Genomic DNA, 17587 nt, shown 5'->3' with positions numbered 1-17587 from the left:
TCAGGTGGTCAACTACCTAATTTTCAGGGAAAAAGTCCCGGAATTTTCCCCCTGATCACTCCCAGTCCGGTACTTTTTGATTGACAAAAAGTCTAAAAGTCTTACCCAACAAGGTTTTTAGATTTATTCAGCAGACCCTAAATATTTTGACTGATTTTTTGGTATTCTTCCTCCGAGTATAAATCTGCCGGAGAAGCAAGGCGATCGAGAAAGAGGATTCCTTCGAGATGATCGTATTCGTGTTGAAAGATGCGCGCGACAAAATCCCTGAAAACTTGACGGATTTCGCGACCCTTGCGATCGCAATATGCCACCTCGATCCACTGATGACGGGGGACAAAACCGCGTAAATTGGGGACACTGAGACAACCTTCCCAACCCTTGACCATTTCCTCGCTGACCTGCAAAATGCGAGGATTAATCACGGCAGTGGGTGGCATCATCGGAGCGTCCGGATAACGAGGATTGGGGTGAGAAGCAACGATAAACAGACGCAGAGACCGAGCAACTTGGGGCGCGGCGATTCCCACCCCGTGGGCAGCTTGCACGGTGGTAATCAGGGAATCGATCAAATTTTGACAGTCAGAATCGAGAAGATTATCGATCGCTGGTGCTTTTTGCTGTAGAATTGGATTTCCTAATTGGGTGATTGTTAAAACTTGCGTCATCTGTCTAAAGATTAATTGTTTAGCTCTGAAAATCATTTTATCGTCAGCGGAAAAATCTCGCTAAACTGATAAGGTTTCCCTGCAGCATCACTAGATCAACTTTGTTAATCAAAATTAACCGTGGATAGCAGCGCCCAACAACTTTGGCATAATCTCCTAGAGCGTCTAAAATTACTATTAACCCGTCCCGCTTTCGAGACTTGGTTTCAAACAGCGACGGTTAAAGAATGGCAAAACAATCGCTTAGTAATTCAGGCTGCCAATCCCTTTATTCTTAACCATCTTCAGAAAAATTATCTGTCAACAATTGCCGAAGTAGTACAGGATATCGTCGGTTATCCCGTCGAGATTCAACTAACGGCACAACAGGGCGATTCGATCGCTATTTTCCAGCCTGACACTAGCTTAGAATCAGAATTATCCCCCGGTAATCAACTTAACCCTAAATATAATTTTTCCCGTTTTGTTGTCGGGCCAACTAATCGCATGGCCCACGCGGCTGCTTTAGCGGTAGCGGAATTACCCGGACGCGAATTTAACCCGCTTTTTCTTTGTGGTGGAGTGGGATTAGGGAAAACCCATTTAATGCAAGCGATCGGTCATTATCGTCTGGAATTATATCCCCAATCCAGGGTTTCTTATGTATCGACGGAACAATTTACTAATGATTTAATCACTGCTATCCGTCAAGATAGTATGGAAAGTTTTCGTAATCATTATCGCCATGCGGATATATTATTAGTGGATGATCTGCAATTTATTGAAGGAAAAGAATACACTCAAGAAGAATTTTTTCATACCTTTAATACCCTGCACGAAGCGGGAAAACAGGTGGTTTTAGCCTCCGATCGCCTCCCCAAACAGATTCCCAGTTTACAGGATCGTTTAATTTCTCGCTTTTCTATGGGATTAGTCGCCGATATCCAAGCACCGGATATCGAAACTCGCATGGCAATTTTACAAAAAAAGGCCGAGTACGAAAATCTGCGTCTCCCAAGAGAAGTTATCGAATATATTGCCGTTAATTATACTTCTAATATTCGCGAATTAGAGGGGGCATTAATCCGGGCTACTACTTATATTTCTATCTCTGGATTGCCGATGACGGTAGAAAATATCGCGCCGGTTTTAAATCCACCAATGGCCAAAATTGCCACTTCTCCTGAGATTATTATGGCGGTAGTAGCAGAAAAATTTCAACTCTCGATCGCCGATCTAAAAGGAAATTCCCGCCGACGAGAAATTAGTTTTGCCCGACAGATTGGGATGTATTTGATGCGTCAACACACGGATTTAAGCTTACCGCGCATTGGCGAAGAATTTGGCGGCAAAGATCACACCACTGTTATTTATAGCTGTGATAAAATCAACCTTTCCCAACATCAAGATCGACAATTACAAGAAATCTTAGCCCAACTAATCGAGCGAATTAACTCCCTTAGTCGCAATCAGTAGTCGGGAAGTGGGGTTTTTCAGTGATCAGTGATCAGTAAACATTGAAAAGACACTAGGAAACTGCTATTTAATACTGCTCACCTAAAACTCACATCTGATAACTGATAACTGATAACTGAGATTAACTACAGGAGAATAAACTGGCAATTGTAGCGAGGAGACGAGAGGTCATGGGTAAACTATCGATCACCATAGCTGTACATAATAACATCATGTAAAGAATGGAATATTTAAACAGCGATCGAGCGATGTCCCGATCAAAAGGATTCTGTTTTAATCGCCAAGCTTTTTTCAGGAAAACAAACCCTAAAATTAAAGCCACTACACCATAGACCACACCACAGGCAGCCAAGGGATAAATCAGGAGGAAAGTGACAGGAACGACGATTAAAGTATAGAGCCAAATCTGCTCGCTAGTGGCTTGTTCTCCTTTAACTACGGGCATCATCGGGATATCCACTTCTGCATAATCATCCTTGATCATTAAAGCCAAAGCCCAAAAATGGGGAGGAGTCCAAAGGAAAATAATTGCGAATAAAATCCAAGGAATCCAACCGAGATCGCCCGTTACTGCCGCCCAACCCACTAGGGGAGGAATCGAGCCAGCCGCGCCACCGATAACAATATTTTGGATACTATGACGCTTGAGCAGATGGGTATAAATCAGCATATAAAATGCGATACCGGTCATTGCTAAAAATCCGCTCAAAGTATTGACAAAAAAGACAAAAAGTGCTAGGGAAAGGGAGGCTAAAACGAAGGCAAAAATGAGGGCGTGGAGGGGTTGCACGCGGCCGGAGGGAATGGGACGGGCGCGGGTGCGAAGCATGGTGTGATCGATGTCGCGATCATAGATACAGTTTAAGGTTTGAGCGGCGGCGGCGGCGAGAGTGCCACCGAGGAGGGTAAGAAAGAGTAAGAGAGGGGAAACCTGACCTTTAGAGGCGATTTCCATAGAAGCGGCCGTGGTAATCAGCAGTAGAGGAATAATTCGCGGTTTAGTGAGTTGATAATAACTTTTAGCGACTTGTAAAAAATTATCGTGGTGGCGAAGGGCTTGAGTTCCAGTCATCGTGATTAAATCCTTAGAGATGGCTTATAAGTAATGGGACAAAATTAACTTCTTGGTTAGGATGGGCAATAGGCAAGAGGCACTCATGCAAGAGGCGGTTAGATATGTGCAATTAATTGTGTCTAGTTACTTAGGAGCGAAAGAACGATCGCGAAGGGCGAAAGTGGTAAAAGCGACGAGGGTTCCCACCAATAGCGCACCGATGCTGTGGTGGGTAATGGTTAAGGGTTCCACCTGTAGATGCAGTTTCAGGGTGGCAACGCCTAAAAACACCTGTAGGGCGACTAATCCCCCGGCGCTAAAAGCTAGTTTTTTGAGGAGAGGATGGATAGCGGCAATTCGCCAAGCGAAGAAAACTAGGGTTAACACCGAGATAGTGGCGGGAAAAACCCCGATAATGTGGCTATTCATCACGGTGCAGAGTTGGGAAACCGTTAAACACTGATGGGCGGCCCAACGGGAACCGACGAGACCGCCGAGGAGACATTGCAGATAAACTAGACCGGTGGCGACCATTCCGAGCCAAGTTAGTTTCCCGACTGTACCTGTGGGACGGTAGGGAGTCAGACAGATAGCAATGACGATTAGGGTAGCAAAAAAGAGCAAAGCTGTGCCTAAATGGGCGGTTACGATGTCAAATCGCAGTAATTGGGTCACGGTTAATCCTCCCAGGACTCCTTGCAGGAGAATTAAAGCTAAAGCAGCGATCGCAGAGGGGAACAGCCAAGGGGGAAGATGGCGACGATACCACCAAGACAGACCGACGAGAGCGAGCGTACTAAACCCGATCAAAGAGGCATCGAGACGATGAAACCACTCCAGAAATACCTGTAGATTCATCTGCTGACTGGGAATCCATTGACCGTAACACAGAGGCCAATCGGGACAAGCTAAACCGGCGTTCATAACTCTGGTGGCAGCACCCACCACCATCAGGGCGAAAGTAGCGATCGCAATTTTCCAGACTAAGCGGCGCATCCACACCTGAATATTGCCGGTTTCTCTTAGGGGTGTCGGGTTAAAAACAGATTCGGTCATCGGTTTGCCTGTTCTCAAGGAGTCTGTCATCAAAGATCATGGCTTTGTTTGCCAGTTAGTTATCACTGTGAATGAGTTTTTTTACGACCGGTAAAACCTTTTAGATATTCTTTAGATTTCTGGCCATTTCCGTTACATTTGTTTACATAAACTCAGAATAAAATATAAAAATTAGTGATTTTAAATACTTTCCCTGAAAACGATCCCAAAGAAAAGATAAAATTCTCAGAAGATGCTGGTTAAATTTCCCATCTATAGGGGAATCATGTTTTAGCCTTGAATAAGTAGGCACTATTGAAAATATTGAAAAGACCGTGAAAATTCCCAGCAGTATCCTGACCCTTGTACTCGGGATCGCCTTGACCTTAATTAGTCTCTGGTATGGCCAAAATCATGGCTTAATGCCCGTGGCCGCTTCCGAAGATGCCAAGGAAATAGATAGTATCTTTAATCTGATGATGACCATCGCCACGGGACTATTTTTAATAGTTGAAGGCGTGATCGTTTATATAGTGATTCGCTTTCGCCGTCAACCGGGGGATCAAACCGACGGGCCGGCAGTGGAGGGCAATGTCCCCCTAGAAATCTTCTGGACAGCCATCCCGACGGTAATCGTCTTTATCCTTGCCGTCTATAGCTTCGAGATTTATAACAATATCGGCGGTCTCGATCCCTTGATTTCCAAGGGTGACAAAGGAGAAATCGCCCACCACGGTCATCACCACGGCACGATGATAGCCCTGAGCGGCGATCGCAGAGTAGCCCTAGGTATCGGCAATTCCTACGATGGTGAAGGAGTTCCCCCCCTAGTGGTCAATGTTAAAGGTATTCAATACGCTTGGATCTTCACCTATCCCGAAACTGGCATTGTTTCCGGGGAACTGCACGCTCCCGTCAATCGCCCCGTGCAACTGAATATGGAAGCGGGAGATGTGATCCATGCTTTCTGGGTTCCCCAATTGCGTCTAAAACAGGACGTTATCCCCGGACAAGAAACGGTGTTATCGTTCACATCCAATCAAATTGGTCAATATCCGATCATTTGTGCGGAACTTTGCGGGGCCTATCACGGTGGCATGAAATCTAGCTTTGTGGTTCACTCCCAAGCAGATTACGACCAATGGGTGCAGGATAACACAATCGCTGAAGTTGACAGCGATCAAACCGTAGCCATGACCGCTAAAGATCGCTCTGATAGTCAATATTTGACCCCCTACACCGAAGAAATGGGCATCGACGCTGAAATCCTCGCCCAAGTTCCCCATCAGCACCAAATGTAATTTTTCTTGTCATCTAAAATCTTGGCATTATGACAGCATCAACGGAAATAACCACCCCAGCAACCGTTCCCGAGGTGATCCATCACCGCAAGTGGACAGATTACTTTACTTTCTGCACCGATCATAAAGTTATCGGTATTCAATATCTGGTGACTGCCTTTCTTTTCTTCTTTATTGGCGGTGCTTTCGCGGAAGTGCTGCGGACAGAATTAGCCACTCCCGACCCCGATTTCGTCTCCCCAGAACTATATAACCAATTTATGACCATGCACGGAACGATCATGATCTTTCTTTGGATCGTTCCGGTTGGGGCAGGTTTTGCCAATTATCTCATTCCCCTGATGATTGGGGCCGAAGATATGGCTTTTCCTCGTCTTAACGCTGTGGCTTTCTGGCTTAATCCCCCCGGCGGGCTGCTATTATTATCCAGTTTCTTTGTCGGCGCTCCCCAGTCCGGTTGGACTTCCTACCCACCTTTAAGCTTAATTAGCGGCAAATGGGGGGAAGAATTGTGGATTTTGAGCCTTTTATTGATCGGGACTTCTTCGATTTTAGGCTCGATTAATTTCATCACCACGATCCTGAAAATGCGGATTCCTGAGATGGATTTGTACAGTATGCCGCTATTTTGTTGGGCAATGCTGGCCACCTCGACTCTGGTACTGCTTTCCACCCCCGTTCTCGCTTCTGCTCTCGTTCTCTTGTCCTTTGATTTAATCGCCGGCACGAGCTTTTTTAATCCTGCCGGCGGCGGCGATCCGGTGATTTATCAGCATATGTTCTGGTTTTACTCCCATCCTGCTGTTTATATCATGATTTTGCCCTTTTTCGGCACGATATCAGAGATATTACCGGTTCATGCGCGTAAACCGATTTTTGGTTATCGAGCGATCGCCTATTCCAGTCTCACCATCTGTTTCTTGGGTTTAATCGTTTGGGCCCACCATATGTTCACCAGCGGCACCCCCGGCTGGTTACGGATGTTTTTCATGGCGGCAACTATGTTAATCGCCGTTCCCACTGGCATTAAAATCTTTAGTTGGTGTGCCACTCTTTGGGGGGGTAAACTTAGTCTCAATACGTCTTTGTTATTTGGGATCGGTTTCCTGTCTTCCTTCCTCATCGGTGGTTTGACCGGGATTATGTTGGCTTCCGTTCCCTTCGATATCCACGTCCACGATACCTATTTTGTTGTCGGTCACTTCCATTATGTACTATTTGGTGGTACGGCAATGGCCCTGTTTTCTGCCGTTTACCATTGGTTCCCGAAAATGACCGGACGGATGTATAACGAGACTCTCGGTCGTATCCACTTTGTTCTCACTTTTATCGGTTTGAATTTAACTTTCATGCCGATGCACGAATTGGGATTATTGGGTATGAACCGTCGTATTGCACTGTATGATGTGCAATTTCAGGATTTAAATGTTCTTAGTACCGCAGGAGCTTATATTCTCGGTATATCGAGTATTCCCTTCGCTATTAATATGGTCTGGAGTGCCTTTAAAGGTCAACCCGCCGGTCGTAATCCTTGGCGCGCTTTAACCCTAGAATGGCAAACCTCCTCTCCCCCAATTATCGAGAATTTCGAGGAAATGCCGATTCTTTGGTCCGGCCCCTACGATTACGGTATTGATATGGAGGAATCAGAAGCAGCGGAATCAGTACAAGATATCCTCGCCGAAGTGGGCTCCGAATCCCAATAATCAGTTATCAGTTATCAGTTATCAGTTATCAGTTATCAGATGTGAGTTTTCAGTTCACTGATTACTGTTTACTGTTTACTGATCACTGAAAAAAAGCTCCCCGTCTCCCGTGTAAACTAAGGACATTCAATCATGCAAGGTTCAGCGATCAAAGATTCTCAACTCTCTGTCAATTATCATCAAGAAACGGTGGAACACGGACATCATGGCCACCCAGATCATCGCCTATTCGGTTTGGTTTTGTTTCTAGTGGCGGAAAGTTCCATCTTTTTAGGCTTATTTACCGCTTTCTTGCTCTACCGTACCATGTTACCCGTTTGGCCTCCCGCCGGCACACCAGAATTAGAATTAACCCTACCGACAATTAACACGATTATTCTGGTGTCTAGTAGTTTTGTTATGCACATGGGACAAAAAGCCATTAAACAAAACAATAACGCCGGTTTACAATTTTGGTTCGGTATTACTGCCCTGATGGGAATTATCTTCCTTTGTGGTCAAGGATACGAATATAGTCACGCTGAATTTGGTCTCAAAACTAATGTTTTTACCAGCGCTTTTTATGCCTTAACCGGATTCCACGGTCTCCACGTTACTTTTGGTTTAGTGCTAATTCTATCTGTCCTCTGGCGTTCTCGTCAAAAAGACCACTATTCTAGTCAATCTCATTTTGGTGTGGAAGCGGCAGAATTATACTGGCATTTCGTCGATGTGGTCTGGATTATCCTGTTTTTACTGGTGTATATCTTGAGCTAATTTTTGTTATTTATTCAGAGAAAAGGGCGACCAATTGATCGCCCTTTTTTATATATTTCAATTTACAGAAGTTATCTGATAGGTTATACTTCATTTTTATGAGAAAAGCTTTAACTGATAACCGAGTAACTGATAACTGATCACTGATAATTAACGACGACCGAATAAACTCCAACCTTTGCCACCACTAACGGCCGGTTCAGCTTTTTCAACGACGGGAGCAACTTCTGCGGGGGTTTCCTCACCAGAAAGATTAGAAAGATCGTAGTTTTCTACTAGGAAAAGAGACGCTTTTTCAATAGTAGAATGATCCCAGAAAAGGGTAGAAGGTAACTCTTGACCAACCCAATCTTCTAGATCACCCACCATCGTTACCGCATCGATCGAATCTAAACCATAACGAGTTAAAGGTTCAGTCACATTAATCGTTTTTGCATTCAAAGATAACTGATCGGCTAACTGTTTAACTAACCAATTTTGTACGAGATTATTAAGATTGGAGTTGGAGTTCATGGGTTTTTTCCTCGGTAGTTTGTGAATGGGCTAATTGAAAAGGCACGATCGAAAAATGTTGATTTTCCCGATATAATTTCAGCAATTCTTGGGCAACATTTTCTATATACACCTCAGATAGAGTGTAAGGCAGCGGCCGGAGAGTTCGCAGTAATCGGTGTAAACTCAACACCAACCATTCCCCCTGGGCAAAAAATTCACCCAAGATGGAACGATTATAAAGCCAAGTGTGTAAACAAGCGGAAGCAGCGTGTAAAGTACAGTATTTCTTGGCAATCTCGAACAATTCGGGTGATTGGTCGTGACCATACTCGAATTTCGATTGACTAATCTGTTCATCGTGAGCATTTAGTTCCTCTAAAACTAAATTACCCAACATCAACAGATTTTCTAATATCTCTGCGTCCACTTCGTCAGAATTTTTCAATCCCTCGAGCATATCAAGGGCAATCTCTAAACCCTGTAGGGAATCATCCATTCCCCGGCCAAATAATTCTAAATTATTGGGTTCAAAGGGAGGAACTGACTTTTCTAGGCTAAAAATCGCCTCTAAACGGGTTTTTAACGCCGACATGGTGCGCGAGTTGCGTTTAGCCCGATATTTGGTTAAAGGACGCAATTGTAGGATTAAAGCATGAAGATTGACGATCGAACTGCCGTCAAACATACTGATAATCGAATTATCCCGCAGTAGCTTCTGGAAGATGCCGAATTCGTGTTCTTCTCGCATATAAAAACGCGATCCCAACACCACATAAACACTATTAACCATCTCCTCCAGACGGACAGTAACAAAATATTTTACCACCGAAGCCCAGACGCTAAACTGTTCGGGGATAATATGAAAACCTCTTGCGGCCGGAATCGTCTCGCAATCACAAATAAGGATGTCAAGGAAAGCATCCACGAGAGTGCGCCGGGGTTGGGGCAAATCCATCACAGTTTTGTGATAAATTACCCGATTAACGGCAAAACTGAGGGTAGTTCTTAAAGCGGTATCGGCTGCCCCGTGGGAAAAAGCAGCGCACAACATCCGGGTAATCTGGAAACCTTTCAGAGCTAATTCTAAACCGTCTCCCTCCTCCCGTAAACGCATGGAATCGGGGACGAAACAATCTTTAAAACCAATGCCACTCATATCGGAGGCGCGCACGCCATGGGTGTATATTTTCGGCAAATTATAGTATTTTTCGGGGTCTAATTGCCGTTTATCTACCATAAATAGGGTTAAACACTTCGGCCCGCCGTTAGCATCGGTTTTCGCCAAAATAAAGGAAACTCCAGAGATAGTCGCCCGGTTAATCGGCCATTTCTCCCCATTGAGAATATAACCTCCTTCCACCTTCGTCGCGGTCAGATCACCATTGATCAGATCGCTACCGTGTTCCTTTTCCGAGTAACCCAGACACATCGCCCCATAGTCATCCATGATAAAACGGGCGAGCTTCTGTTTCTGTTCTGGGGTTCCCGCCATCCAGTTTAAAAACGACCAGAATAGGGTAGTAAAAGCGATGCCGATAGTTTGATCCCGTCGGGAAAGTACCCGCACAAAAGCGACAAATTCCTCAAAAGAGGTGAATTCACCGCCGCAATCCGTGGGAATGTAGTAGTGTTGGAGTTTCCAGTCGTATAACCAGCGAATTTCCTCGTGGGGAAATTCTTCGCTCTCGTCAATTTCGATCACCCGCTTGTAGGATAGAGGGTTATCAGGATTGAGAGGATCGCCTAAGTCTTTTTCCAGTGCTTCAGCAGTCCAGTATTGCTTAAGCTTTTTCATAGTGCCTCTAGGACAGATACAATGTGTTTTTCGTCCATGCCTTCGCTGAGAAGACCCGACCATTCACAAAAATTAATGACCATTCTAGACGTTTTGCTGTAGAGTAGCAACAATTTTTAATTTCGCCTTTACCTTAAATGGGGTAAAATCCGCCTTGGAGCAGTAATTATGCCCAAATTGAGGTGATTAAACCGCCTTAGTTAAGGGGGTGTTAGACCGATGGGGGTGGGATATTAGCATGGGGGAGAGTGCTAGACTGCGGGGAGCGGTTTAATTAATAGTTAGACCGCGAGGTTATCTGTATTATCGATCTTCTGGGAGTCTAGGCAGAAGAGCGATAGTTCAGGGACCGCTATATGAAGCCGTTCCTTGCCAAGGGGATAGGGACGGTGTTGAGAATTAGCCCAATTGCATTCAGTGCATTGGTTTTCAGCATGAATTGACAGGATAACTTTTATGCAAGCCCAACATATCCTTCGACAATGGTTGTGCCTCACTTTTTTGAGCGTAGGTCTTTTAATAACTTCATCTGAGCGCGTTTTAGCACAAAGCAACTTTGATTTCCTCATTGTGGGTGAGTGGGGTGAACGAGGAAAATGCGACTCTGCTAGATTCGTGTTTACGAAAGATGGGCGTATGCAAGCATTATCGAAAAAACGCAACCAATGGATCGTGCATTTTGGTGGCAGTTATGTTCGTACAAGTTCTACATCTTTAACTATAAAGCACAATCAATTCGGAGATACTTTTAGGATTTCACGCTTAACTCCAACAACTTTGACAGGCACATGGTTTATTTCTATCGGTTATGATGAAGCGATTCCTATATCTTGGGAACGTTGTTTTATTAGCCCAGAACCCTATCCAGAAGCATCTTTAGGCGATCTAAATTATTATGTTTTCCGCAACAGGGATTTTGCAAAAAGAAATCCTGGCAAAGAAGCACCAGATTATTACTTAGGATTTGGAGATAAATATCTGAATATATTTGTGAAGGATACATCTCCTACTCTTACTGCAAAAGGACAGCAATTTATCAAAGAAGTAGGTAAAGCTTTACAACAGAAAATAGAAGATAAATTAGTCGCTAATCCTGATGCTTTTGGAGAATTAGAGCTTAATCCCGATTCCTTCCGTAAATTTGCTTATGGAACACATCCAGATGCTTACTGTGAATCAGGCTGGGGAAAATTACCCAGCACTGATCGAGAGAAAATTATAGAAGCTATAGACTGGAAAGATAAGTATGGGTCTTTCAACGGTTGGGAGTCAATGATAGGACTTATCAATAGGTGTGGCACAATAGACATGATAATCGATGGAATACCGGGATCAACGCCTTTGGAAAAGAGCCTATTTGTTTTGAGTGTAATTAGCTTCACGGGTTTAGGATTACGAGGACTATTTTTCTGGATAACTCGCTTGTTCTAATTTTCATGAACTTATCGCCTTATCGCCAAAATCATCAATCATGTAAGTGCGATCGCTGCTCTTGTAGGTTGGGTTGAGGGCGGTATTAGGTTTTATTAAGGGGGTGTGAGACCGATGGGGCTGGGATAGTAGGACAGAGGGGGTGGCTCGACCGCAGAGAGCGCTATAATTAATACCTAGATGCCTCCATGGCTAAATTGAAGTAAGAGTATATGTTGAAAGGAACTATTTATTTGCATAAGTTCAATTATTTTCTTGGATTGGTTCGAGAGATTGGTGGCTGGGATTTCTTATACCGCTATGTAGTACGAGCATTTTATAAAATAACCAAGCTCAATCAGAAAATGGTTCTATTTAATAATGTAGAAATGATTCTGCCTTACGATAGTCGATTCGGAACGGAAATTTTCCTCAAGGGAAGCAAGTTGGATTGGGGATCTGAAATTATCCTTCATCGGTTCTTAGATATTAATAAAGACTTTATTGATGTTGGAGCTAATATTGGTTATTACAGTTTACTTGCTGCTCCTTTATCCAATCAGGTTTATGCCTTTGAACCCGATCCGAGAATGGTTGAACACTTAAAGAGAAATCTTTCCCAGTTTCAAAATTGTCATGTTCTAGAAGAGGCACTTTTTTCCCACCCTGGCACTATGGATCTTAATTTGAACTCAATGCCTGAACTAAATTCGCTGGTCAGGCATAGTCCCCAAGAGAACAAGGTGACAGTCAAGGTAAATACTTTAGACAAATTGATGTCTGATTATCCGTTACTAAGTGTTTCATGTATCAAAACAGATGCTGAAGGAGCAGACTTCGATATACTAATGGGTGGCAAAAATCTTCTAATTCGAGATCAACCTTTGGTCTTGTCCGAAATTTATCCAACAAAGAAGCTCCTTGAATTTATTAAATCTCTTGAATTTACCTGTTTTGCTTTCGTCAAACCTAAGGATGAGGATGGAGCTAATTTCCAACCAAAATTCATGAAGATTGAAACAAAACCGACAAACTCTCATATTAAAATGATTTTCTTAGTTCCTAATAGGCTCTTGTCAAGGTTTGAAGAGCTAGAAGATGTCTAACACTTCGTCGCTGCGCACGGAACAGAGCTTATTCGTAGGAGTGCGATGCCGAAGGCACTGCGTAGCAGTACGCCATCGCTGTAGGGTGCGCTCCCTAATCTAGCTGCGACTGCCGCACCGATAGATTTTTGGGAACGCACCATGCTAATTCATTCGAGCAAGTGATTACAAGCTATACTTTAGAAGGTCATAATCTGAGATTTATTAAACTTCTGAAATCGTAGAGTGAGCAAGGAATCAAGTTCTTTTTTATGTTTCCGATGGGAAACATTCAGACAGAGGATCCTAGCTATGGCACTGTTGAAGATATCGAACCAGGAATCCCGCTCGGACAAGCTGAAAAAGTTTACAGCTCTCAAAAGGGGGTGGGAATGATGAGATCAAGTTTATTTTCGGTCTGAGGATGACGAAAAGATAATTGTTTAGCGTGTAGGTATAAACGGTCGGACTGCTTACCATTGTACAAGTGATCGCCTAAAATTCCTATCCCTAATCCCTGTTGACTATGAACACGAATTTGATGGGTTCTTCCCGTGTAGGGAATAAATTCTAGCCGAGAATAATTGCCTTCTTTACCGACAACTTTAAAATAGGTTTGACTAGCTTTTCCCCTTTGCCAGTCCACAGTTTGATAGGGTCGATTTTGCGGATTTCCCCAGAGAGGGAGGTCAATTATGCCTGATTCTCGCTCAATAATTTCTGATAATATAGCTTCGTAGATTTTCTCCACTTCTCGCTCTTGAAATTGTTGGGATAAACAACGATAAATATCTAAACTTTTAGCTAGTAATAATAATCCCGAAGTTTCTCGGTCTAAACGATGAACTGGAATGACATTTTTTCCCTGACGACGAAACCGATTGACCACAGCATCTTGACTATCTTGATAACGTCCTGCTACCGATAATAATCCCGCGGGTTTATTAATAGCAATTATTCCCTCGTCTTCGTAGATAATTTCTAGGGATGAACGTAAACCAGAAAGTAAAAAACCCATGAGAGGTTGACATCTTTCTTGACAAGCACCATAAAATTCTCCCTGTTTTCTATCTCGATTCGATTCTCCCCACCAAAATTCGGCCATGGCGACAGGTTTTAATCCTTTCATGGCGGCATAATTTAATAATTTCGGGGCGCAACATTCCCCTGTTCCCGTCGGTAACAAATTACTGCCCATCAATTTAGCTAAGGAGAGAGATTGTCCAGAAAAGTTGTTTAAACAGTAGGATTGATACAGCAATTCCTGTAACTGTTTGGAGAGGTTCCTACGCTGTTGCTTAAGTTCAATAATTCTCTGATTGGCTAAATTTATTTTATCAATTAATGGTTCTAAAACTTGTTTTTCTTCCTGTTTTAATTGCTTTCTTGCTCTTTTTTCCTGACGACTGAGATTATTTAATTTTTCTAATTCCTCTCGGGTTAAATTTCCTAAATTTCTTAACCTATCTCGTTCCTGTTTATGGTTTTGATGTTGTTGCTGTAAAGCTTGTATTTTGCGCTCAAAATTTGCTTGATTGAGTCGATATAAATTATGTTCGGGAATTGATTGTAGGGTAATAATTTCCTGTTTAATTATTTCTAAAAGTTGCAAAACTCGCTTTTCTTCCCGAATAATTTTTTCTCTCCCCACTAGGGACGGAACCCAGCCAGCAGCTTCTCCCTGTCCAGAAAAAGCTTTTAAAACTTCTATTTCGCCAGCAGCATTTTCTCCTAACAAAATTCCATACATTTTACCTTGAGGATTGGTGATAGTTGTCATCAAATCTTGGGCAATTTTTTCAGCCAAAAGAGTGCGGGGCAAGCGCAATAACTCGCCCGTTTCGGGACAAATTCCTTGATAATAATAAGTAACTTCCTTCACTCTTTAAGAATAGTAAAAGGGCTAGAAATCCCCCTAAGAAAAACAATTGGCAAAGAAATCAATAGTTTCCTGTAAAGCGACAATAAAGCGATCGATTTCTTCTCGGGTATTATAAAAATATAGACTTGCCCGCGCGCTGCCGGAAGCATCAAAAAGGCGGTGTAGAGGTTGGGTACAGTGATGACCGGAGCGAATAGCGATTCCTTCGTGGTCTAATAAAGTAGCTAAATCACTAGCATGAATCCCTTCCACATTAAAGGCGGCTAAACTAGCCCGACCTTGGCCTGTTAAACTAGGTGGCGGCCCGTAAATTCTTAAACCCTCAATTTCTCCTAATTTTTTGAACAAATGGGCGGTTAATTCTTCTTCGTAGGCATGAATATTATCCATACCTAAACCCATTAAATATTCTACCGCAGCACCGAGAGCAATCGCTTCGCCGATAGCGGGGGTTCCCGCTTCAAATTTGTGGGGCAGTTCAGCACAGGTAAAATGGTCTAAATAGACTTCCGCAATCATTTCGCCACCACCAAAAAAGGGCGGCATTGCCTCTAAAATGGCCTCTTTGCCGTACAAAAATCCAATACCGGTGGGGGCGCACATTTTATGACCACTAGCCACCAACCAATCACAATCTATGGCCTGCACATCAATGGCTAAATGGGGGACACTTTGACAGGCATCAATTAATACTTTCGCCCCGACTTGATGGGCAAGGCTGACTATTTCGGCAACGGGATTAATACAGCCTAAGGTGTTAGAAACATGAAGGACAGCAACTAATTTAGTTTTGTCAGATAATAAGGATTTATATTGTTCTAAATCAAAGCTTTCTTCGCTGGTTAATTGCACATATTTAATCACCGCCCCCGTCTTTTGGGAGATAATTTGCCAGGGGATTAAATTACTGTGGTGTTCCATGACCGAGAGAATAATTTCATCCCCTGCTTTCAGGGTATTTAATGCCCAACTGTAGGCGACTAAATTAATCGCTTCCGTGGCGTTGCGAGTATAGACAATTTCCCGACGAGAAGCGGCATTAATAAACCTAGCGACCTTATCTCTAGCCCCTTCGTAGGCTTCCGTTGCTCGGACACTTAAAGTATGCGCCCCCCGATGCACATTGGCGTTATCTTTTTCGTAATAGTTTCGCAGGGTTTCTAATACTTGAATCGGTTTTTGGGAAGTGGCGGCACTATCGAAATAGATAAGGGGTTTATCGTGTACGTTTTGATGAAGGATAGGGAAATCGGCGCGGACTTTTTGGGCGAGAGTTTTTTCTTGGATAATTGTCATTTTAGTCAGGAGTCAGAGGGGTACTTTGGGCAGGTTGGCACCCACCCCGGTAGAGTTATTCCACAGTGCGACAGGCGACGCATTGCCCCAATCTTTGGCGCAGGGATTCTAGAGGAATTTTAGCTAAAATCTCGGCCGAGAAAGCATCAATTAACAAACTGCGGGCGGTGTCGGCACTTAAGCCCCGGCTTTGCAGATAGAATAAATCATCGGCTTCCAGTTGGCTAACGGTTGCCCCGTGGGAACATTTGACGTTATCGGCGGTAATTTGTAATTCGGGTTTGGTGTTGACTCGTGCCTTGTTAGAAATTAACAAATTCCGATTTAACTGGGAGGCGTTGGTTAATTGGGCGGGCTTGGGAACAAACACTTTACCATTAAAGATAGCGTGAGCGCTACCATCAACGATACATTTATGTAGTTGCTTGGTGATGCCGTGGGGATGGTTGAGATAGATGGCGCTGTGGGTATCGGCGGTTTGTTGTCCGGTAATCATGGCTAATCCGTGCAGATTTGTCTCGGTTTGTTCTCCTTTTTGCAGGATATCGAGGTTATGACGGCAGAGTTTAGCGCCCAGATTTATCTCGTTGAGAGTGTAACGGCTATCGCGCCCTTGTTCAATTATCGTGCGTCCGATGTGAAAACCATCTCCTGATTCCCTTTGTACTCTGGTATGGATGACTTCGGCGTTGGCTTCGAGGTAAATTTCCGTGACAGCGTTGGTAAAATAAGCGTAATTTAGAGGTAAATCGGAGCAATGTTCGGCTAAAGCCCCGTAATTCTCAATAATATTGACACTAGCTCCCGTTTCAGCCACGATTAGGCTATGGGGCTGATAAAAGCGGGGAATTTCCTCCACAACGGTGATAAATAAGAGATGTATCGGGGTTGTGACGACGGTATTAGCGGTGACGTGAATTACTGCCCCATCCCTTAAACCAGCTTGGTTGAGTGCGGTAAAAAATTCGGGTGTTTTTTCTTTCCCTAGATAGTTGACAAGAACATCTTTTTGTGCATTGGCGAGATTGCTGACGCTGACACCGGGGGGTAAAGCGGAGATATCGGACAATTCGGGCTGATAAATGCCGTTAACGAAGACTAGGTGGCTGTTTTTGGCTTCGGGCAGCGAAAAAGCAGCGAGGGCATTTTTATCGATTGTAACGGTTTGGGGGACGCGAAAATCGATCGCCCAGAGTTGACTTAAATCGGTGAATTGCCATTCTTCATCTTTTTTGCCCGGGATGGCTAATTCTTGAGCTTTACTGGCTCCTGATTCTCTTAATTCGAGAATTTTACCGTTATCGATAGTGGGAACCGTTTCTCGGGACAATTTTAACAATAATTCTCCTGATTGTTCAGGTTTCGTGATTATGGCTGTCATTGGTAAGAGGGGGTTGGAGGGTTGGGGTGTGGGGTAGTGGGGTAGTGGGGTGTGGGGTAGTGGGGTAGTGGGGTAGTGGGGTAGTGGGGTAGTGGGATAGTGGGGTGTAGGAAGAATAAATAAAAGCGGTTCTTCGGTTTGTCTTATGCAATGGACGGAGGTTATAAGGAATGAAACCCTTATAGAGACAGACGTTGCTGCAATTTTTGTCAATTGTTTTTGATCTAGAGCGAACTAATTAATTAAATCTTTTGCCAGATAAGAATTT

The 17587-nt window shown here is 43.7% G+C and carries 14 protein-coding genes and 1 pseudogene; 6 read left to right on the top strand and 9 right to left on the bottom strand.

From position 1 onward, the window contains the following. Positions 1-137: 137 nt before the first annotated feature. Positions 138-704: a peptide deformylase gene (gene def / locus IM319_RS13375; protein WP_287735911.1), complete on the bottom strand. Its 567-nt coding sequence runs from the start codon at positions 702-704 to the stop codon at positions 138-140. 84 nt (positions 705-788) lie between these two features. Between def and dnaA the strand changes: the two genes are divergently transcribed. Beyond that, positions 789-2123, top strand: coding sequence for a chromosomal replication initiator protein DnaA (gene dnaA, locus IM319_RS13370; RefSeq protein ID WP_286826557.1), 1335 nt, complete (start codon positions 789-791; stop codon positions 2121-2123). A 121-nt stretch (positions 2124-2244) separates the two neighbouring features. Here dnaA and IM319_RS13365 read toward each other — a convergent pair whose 3' ends face one another. Together IM319_RS13365 and IM319_RS13360 are read right to left on the bottom strand one after the other, a co-directional pair. Further along, entirely contained in the window at positions 2245-3195 is a 951-nt protein-coding gene (locus tag IM319_RS13365) for a heme o synthase (RefSeq protein WP_287735910.1), read from the bottom strand. Positions 3196-3321: 126 nt separating this feature from the next. Next, on the bottom strand, positions 3322-4233 hold the full coding sequence (locus IM319_RS13360; RefSeq protein WP_286826559.1) for a COX15/CtaA family protein: 912 nt from the start codon (positions 4231-4233) through the stop codon (positions 3322-3324). 314 nt (positions 4234-4547) lie between these two features. On the opposite strand from IM319_RS13360, the gene IM319_RS13355 reads away from it, so the two are divergent. The 3 genes from IM319_RS13355 to IM319_RS13345 all read left to right on the top strand — a co-directional run bounded on the left by IM319_RS13355 (position 4548) and on the right by IM319_RS13345 (position 7975). Beyond that, positions 4548-5513: a cytochrome c oxidase subunit II gene (locus tag IM319_RS13355; protein WP_286826560.1), complete on the top strand. Its 966-nt coding sequence runs from the start codon at positions 4548-4550 to the stop codon at positions 5511-5513. A gap of 29 nt (positions 5514-5542) precedes the next feature. Next, positions 5543-7219, top strand: a complete 1677-nt coding sequence (ctaD, locus tag IM319_RS13350; RefSeq protein WP_287676242.1) for a cytochrome c oxidase subunit I — start codon at positions 5543-5545, stop codon at positions 7217-7219. Positions 7220-7351: 132 nt separating this feature from the next. Then, the gene (locus tag IM319_RS13345; RefSeq protein ID WP_286826562.1) at positions 7352-7975 is read left to right on the top strand and encodes a cytochrome c oxidase subunit 3; all 624 of its coding nucleotides are present in this window, start codon (positions 7352-7354) and stop codon (positions 7973-7975) included. A gap of 150 nt (positions 7976-8125) precedes the next feature. On the opposite strand, the gene IM319_RS13340 is transcribed toward IM319_RS13345, so the two are convergent. Beyond that, on the bottom strand, positions 8126-8488 hold the full coding sequence (locus IM319_RS13340; RefSeq protein WP_287735909.1) for an acyl carrier protein: 363 nt from the start codon (positions 8486-8488) through the stop codon (positions 8126-8128). Continuing rightward, a complete protein-coding gene (locus IM319_RS13335) occupies positions 8466-10265 on the bottom strand; it encodes an acyl-CoA dehydrogenase family protein (RefSeq protein WP_287078933.1) in 1800 nt (599 codons plus the stop codon). Before IM319_RS13335 ends, IM319_RS13340 begins: the two co-directional genes overlap by 23 nt. A gap of 456 nt (positions 10266-10721) precedes the next feature. On the opposite strand from IM319_RS13335, the gene IM319_RS13330 reads away from it, so the two are divergent. Continuing rightward, on the top strand, positions 10722-11696 hold the full coding sequence (locus IM319_RS13330; RefSeq protein ID WP_287735908.1) for a hypothetical protein: 975 nt from the start codon (positions 10722-10724) through the stop codon (positions 11694-11696). A gap of 212 nt (positions 11697-11908) precedes the next feature. Further along, positions 11909-12781 (top strand): FkbM family methyltransferase, encoded by an 873-nt coding sequence (locus IM319_RS13325; protein WP_287735907.1) that lies wholly within the window; start codon positions 11909-11911, stop codon positions 12779-12781. 179 nt (positions 12782-12960) lie between these two features. On the opposite strand, the pseudogene IM319_RS13320 reads toward IM319_RS13325, so the two are convergent. From IM319_RS13320 to sufD, 4 genes and pseudogenes are all read right to left on the bottom strand, one after another. Further along, positions 12961-13095 (bottom strand): annotated as a pseudogene (locus IM319_RS13320) (IS630 family transposase); the annotation flags it as partial. Positions 13096-13136: 41 nt separating this feature from the next. After that, complete coding sequence (locus IM319_RS13315; protein ID WP_287735906.1) at positions 13137-14642, bottom strand: RluA family pseudouridine synthase; 1506 nt, start codon at positions 14640-14642, stop codon at positions 13137-13139. Between the two features lie 33 nt (positions 14643-14675). Further along, entirely contained in the window at positions 14676-15938 is a 1263-nt protein-coding gene (locus tag IM319_RS13310; protein ID WP_287735905.1) for a SufS family cysteine desulfurase, read from the bottom strand. A gap of 55 nt (positions 15939-15993) precedes the next feature. Further along, positions 15994-17319: a Fe-S cluster assembly protein SufD gene (gene sufD, locus IM319_RS13305; protein ID WP_287684904.1), complete on the bottom strand. Its 1326-nt coding sequence runs from the start codon at positions 17317-17319 to the stop codon at positions 15994-15996. Positions 17320-17587 lie beyond the last annotated feature (268 nt).

It is taken from the genome of Microcystis sp. M113S1 (assembly GCF_020246945.1).
Taxonomy (GTDB): Bacteria; Cyanobacteriota; Cyanobacteriia; order Cyanobacteriales; family Microcystaceae; genus Microcystis.
The sequence above is the reverse complement of the archived record's forward strand: the minus strand, read 5'-3'. Positions and strand labels throughout refer to the sequence as shown.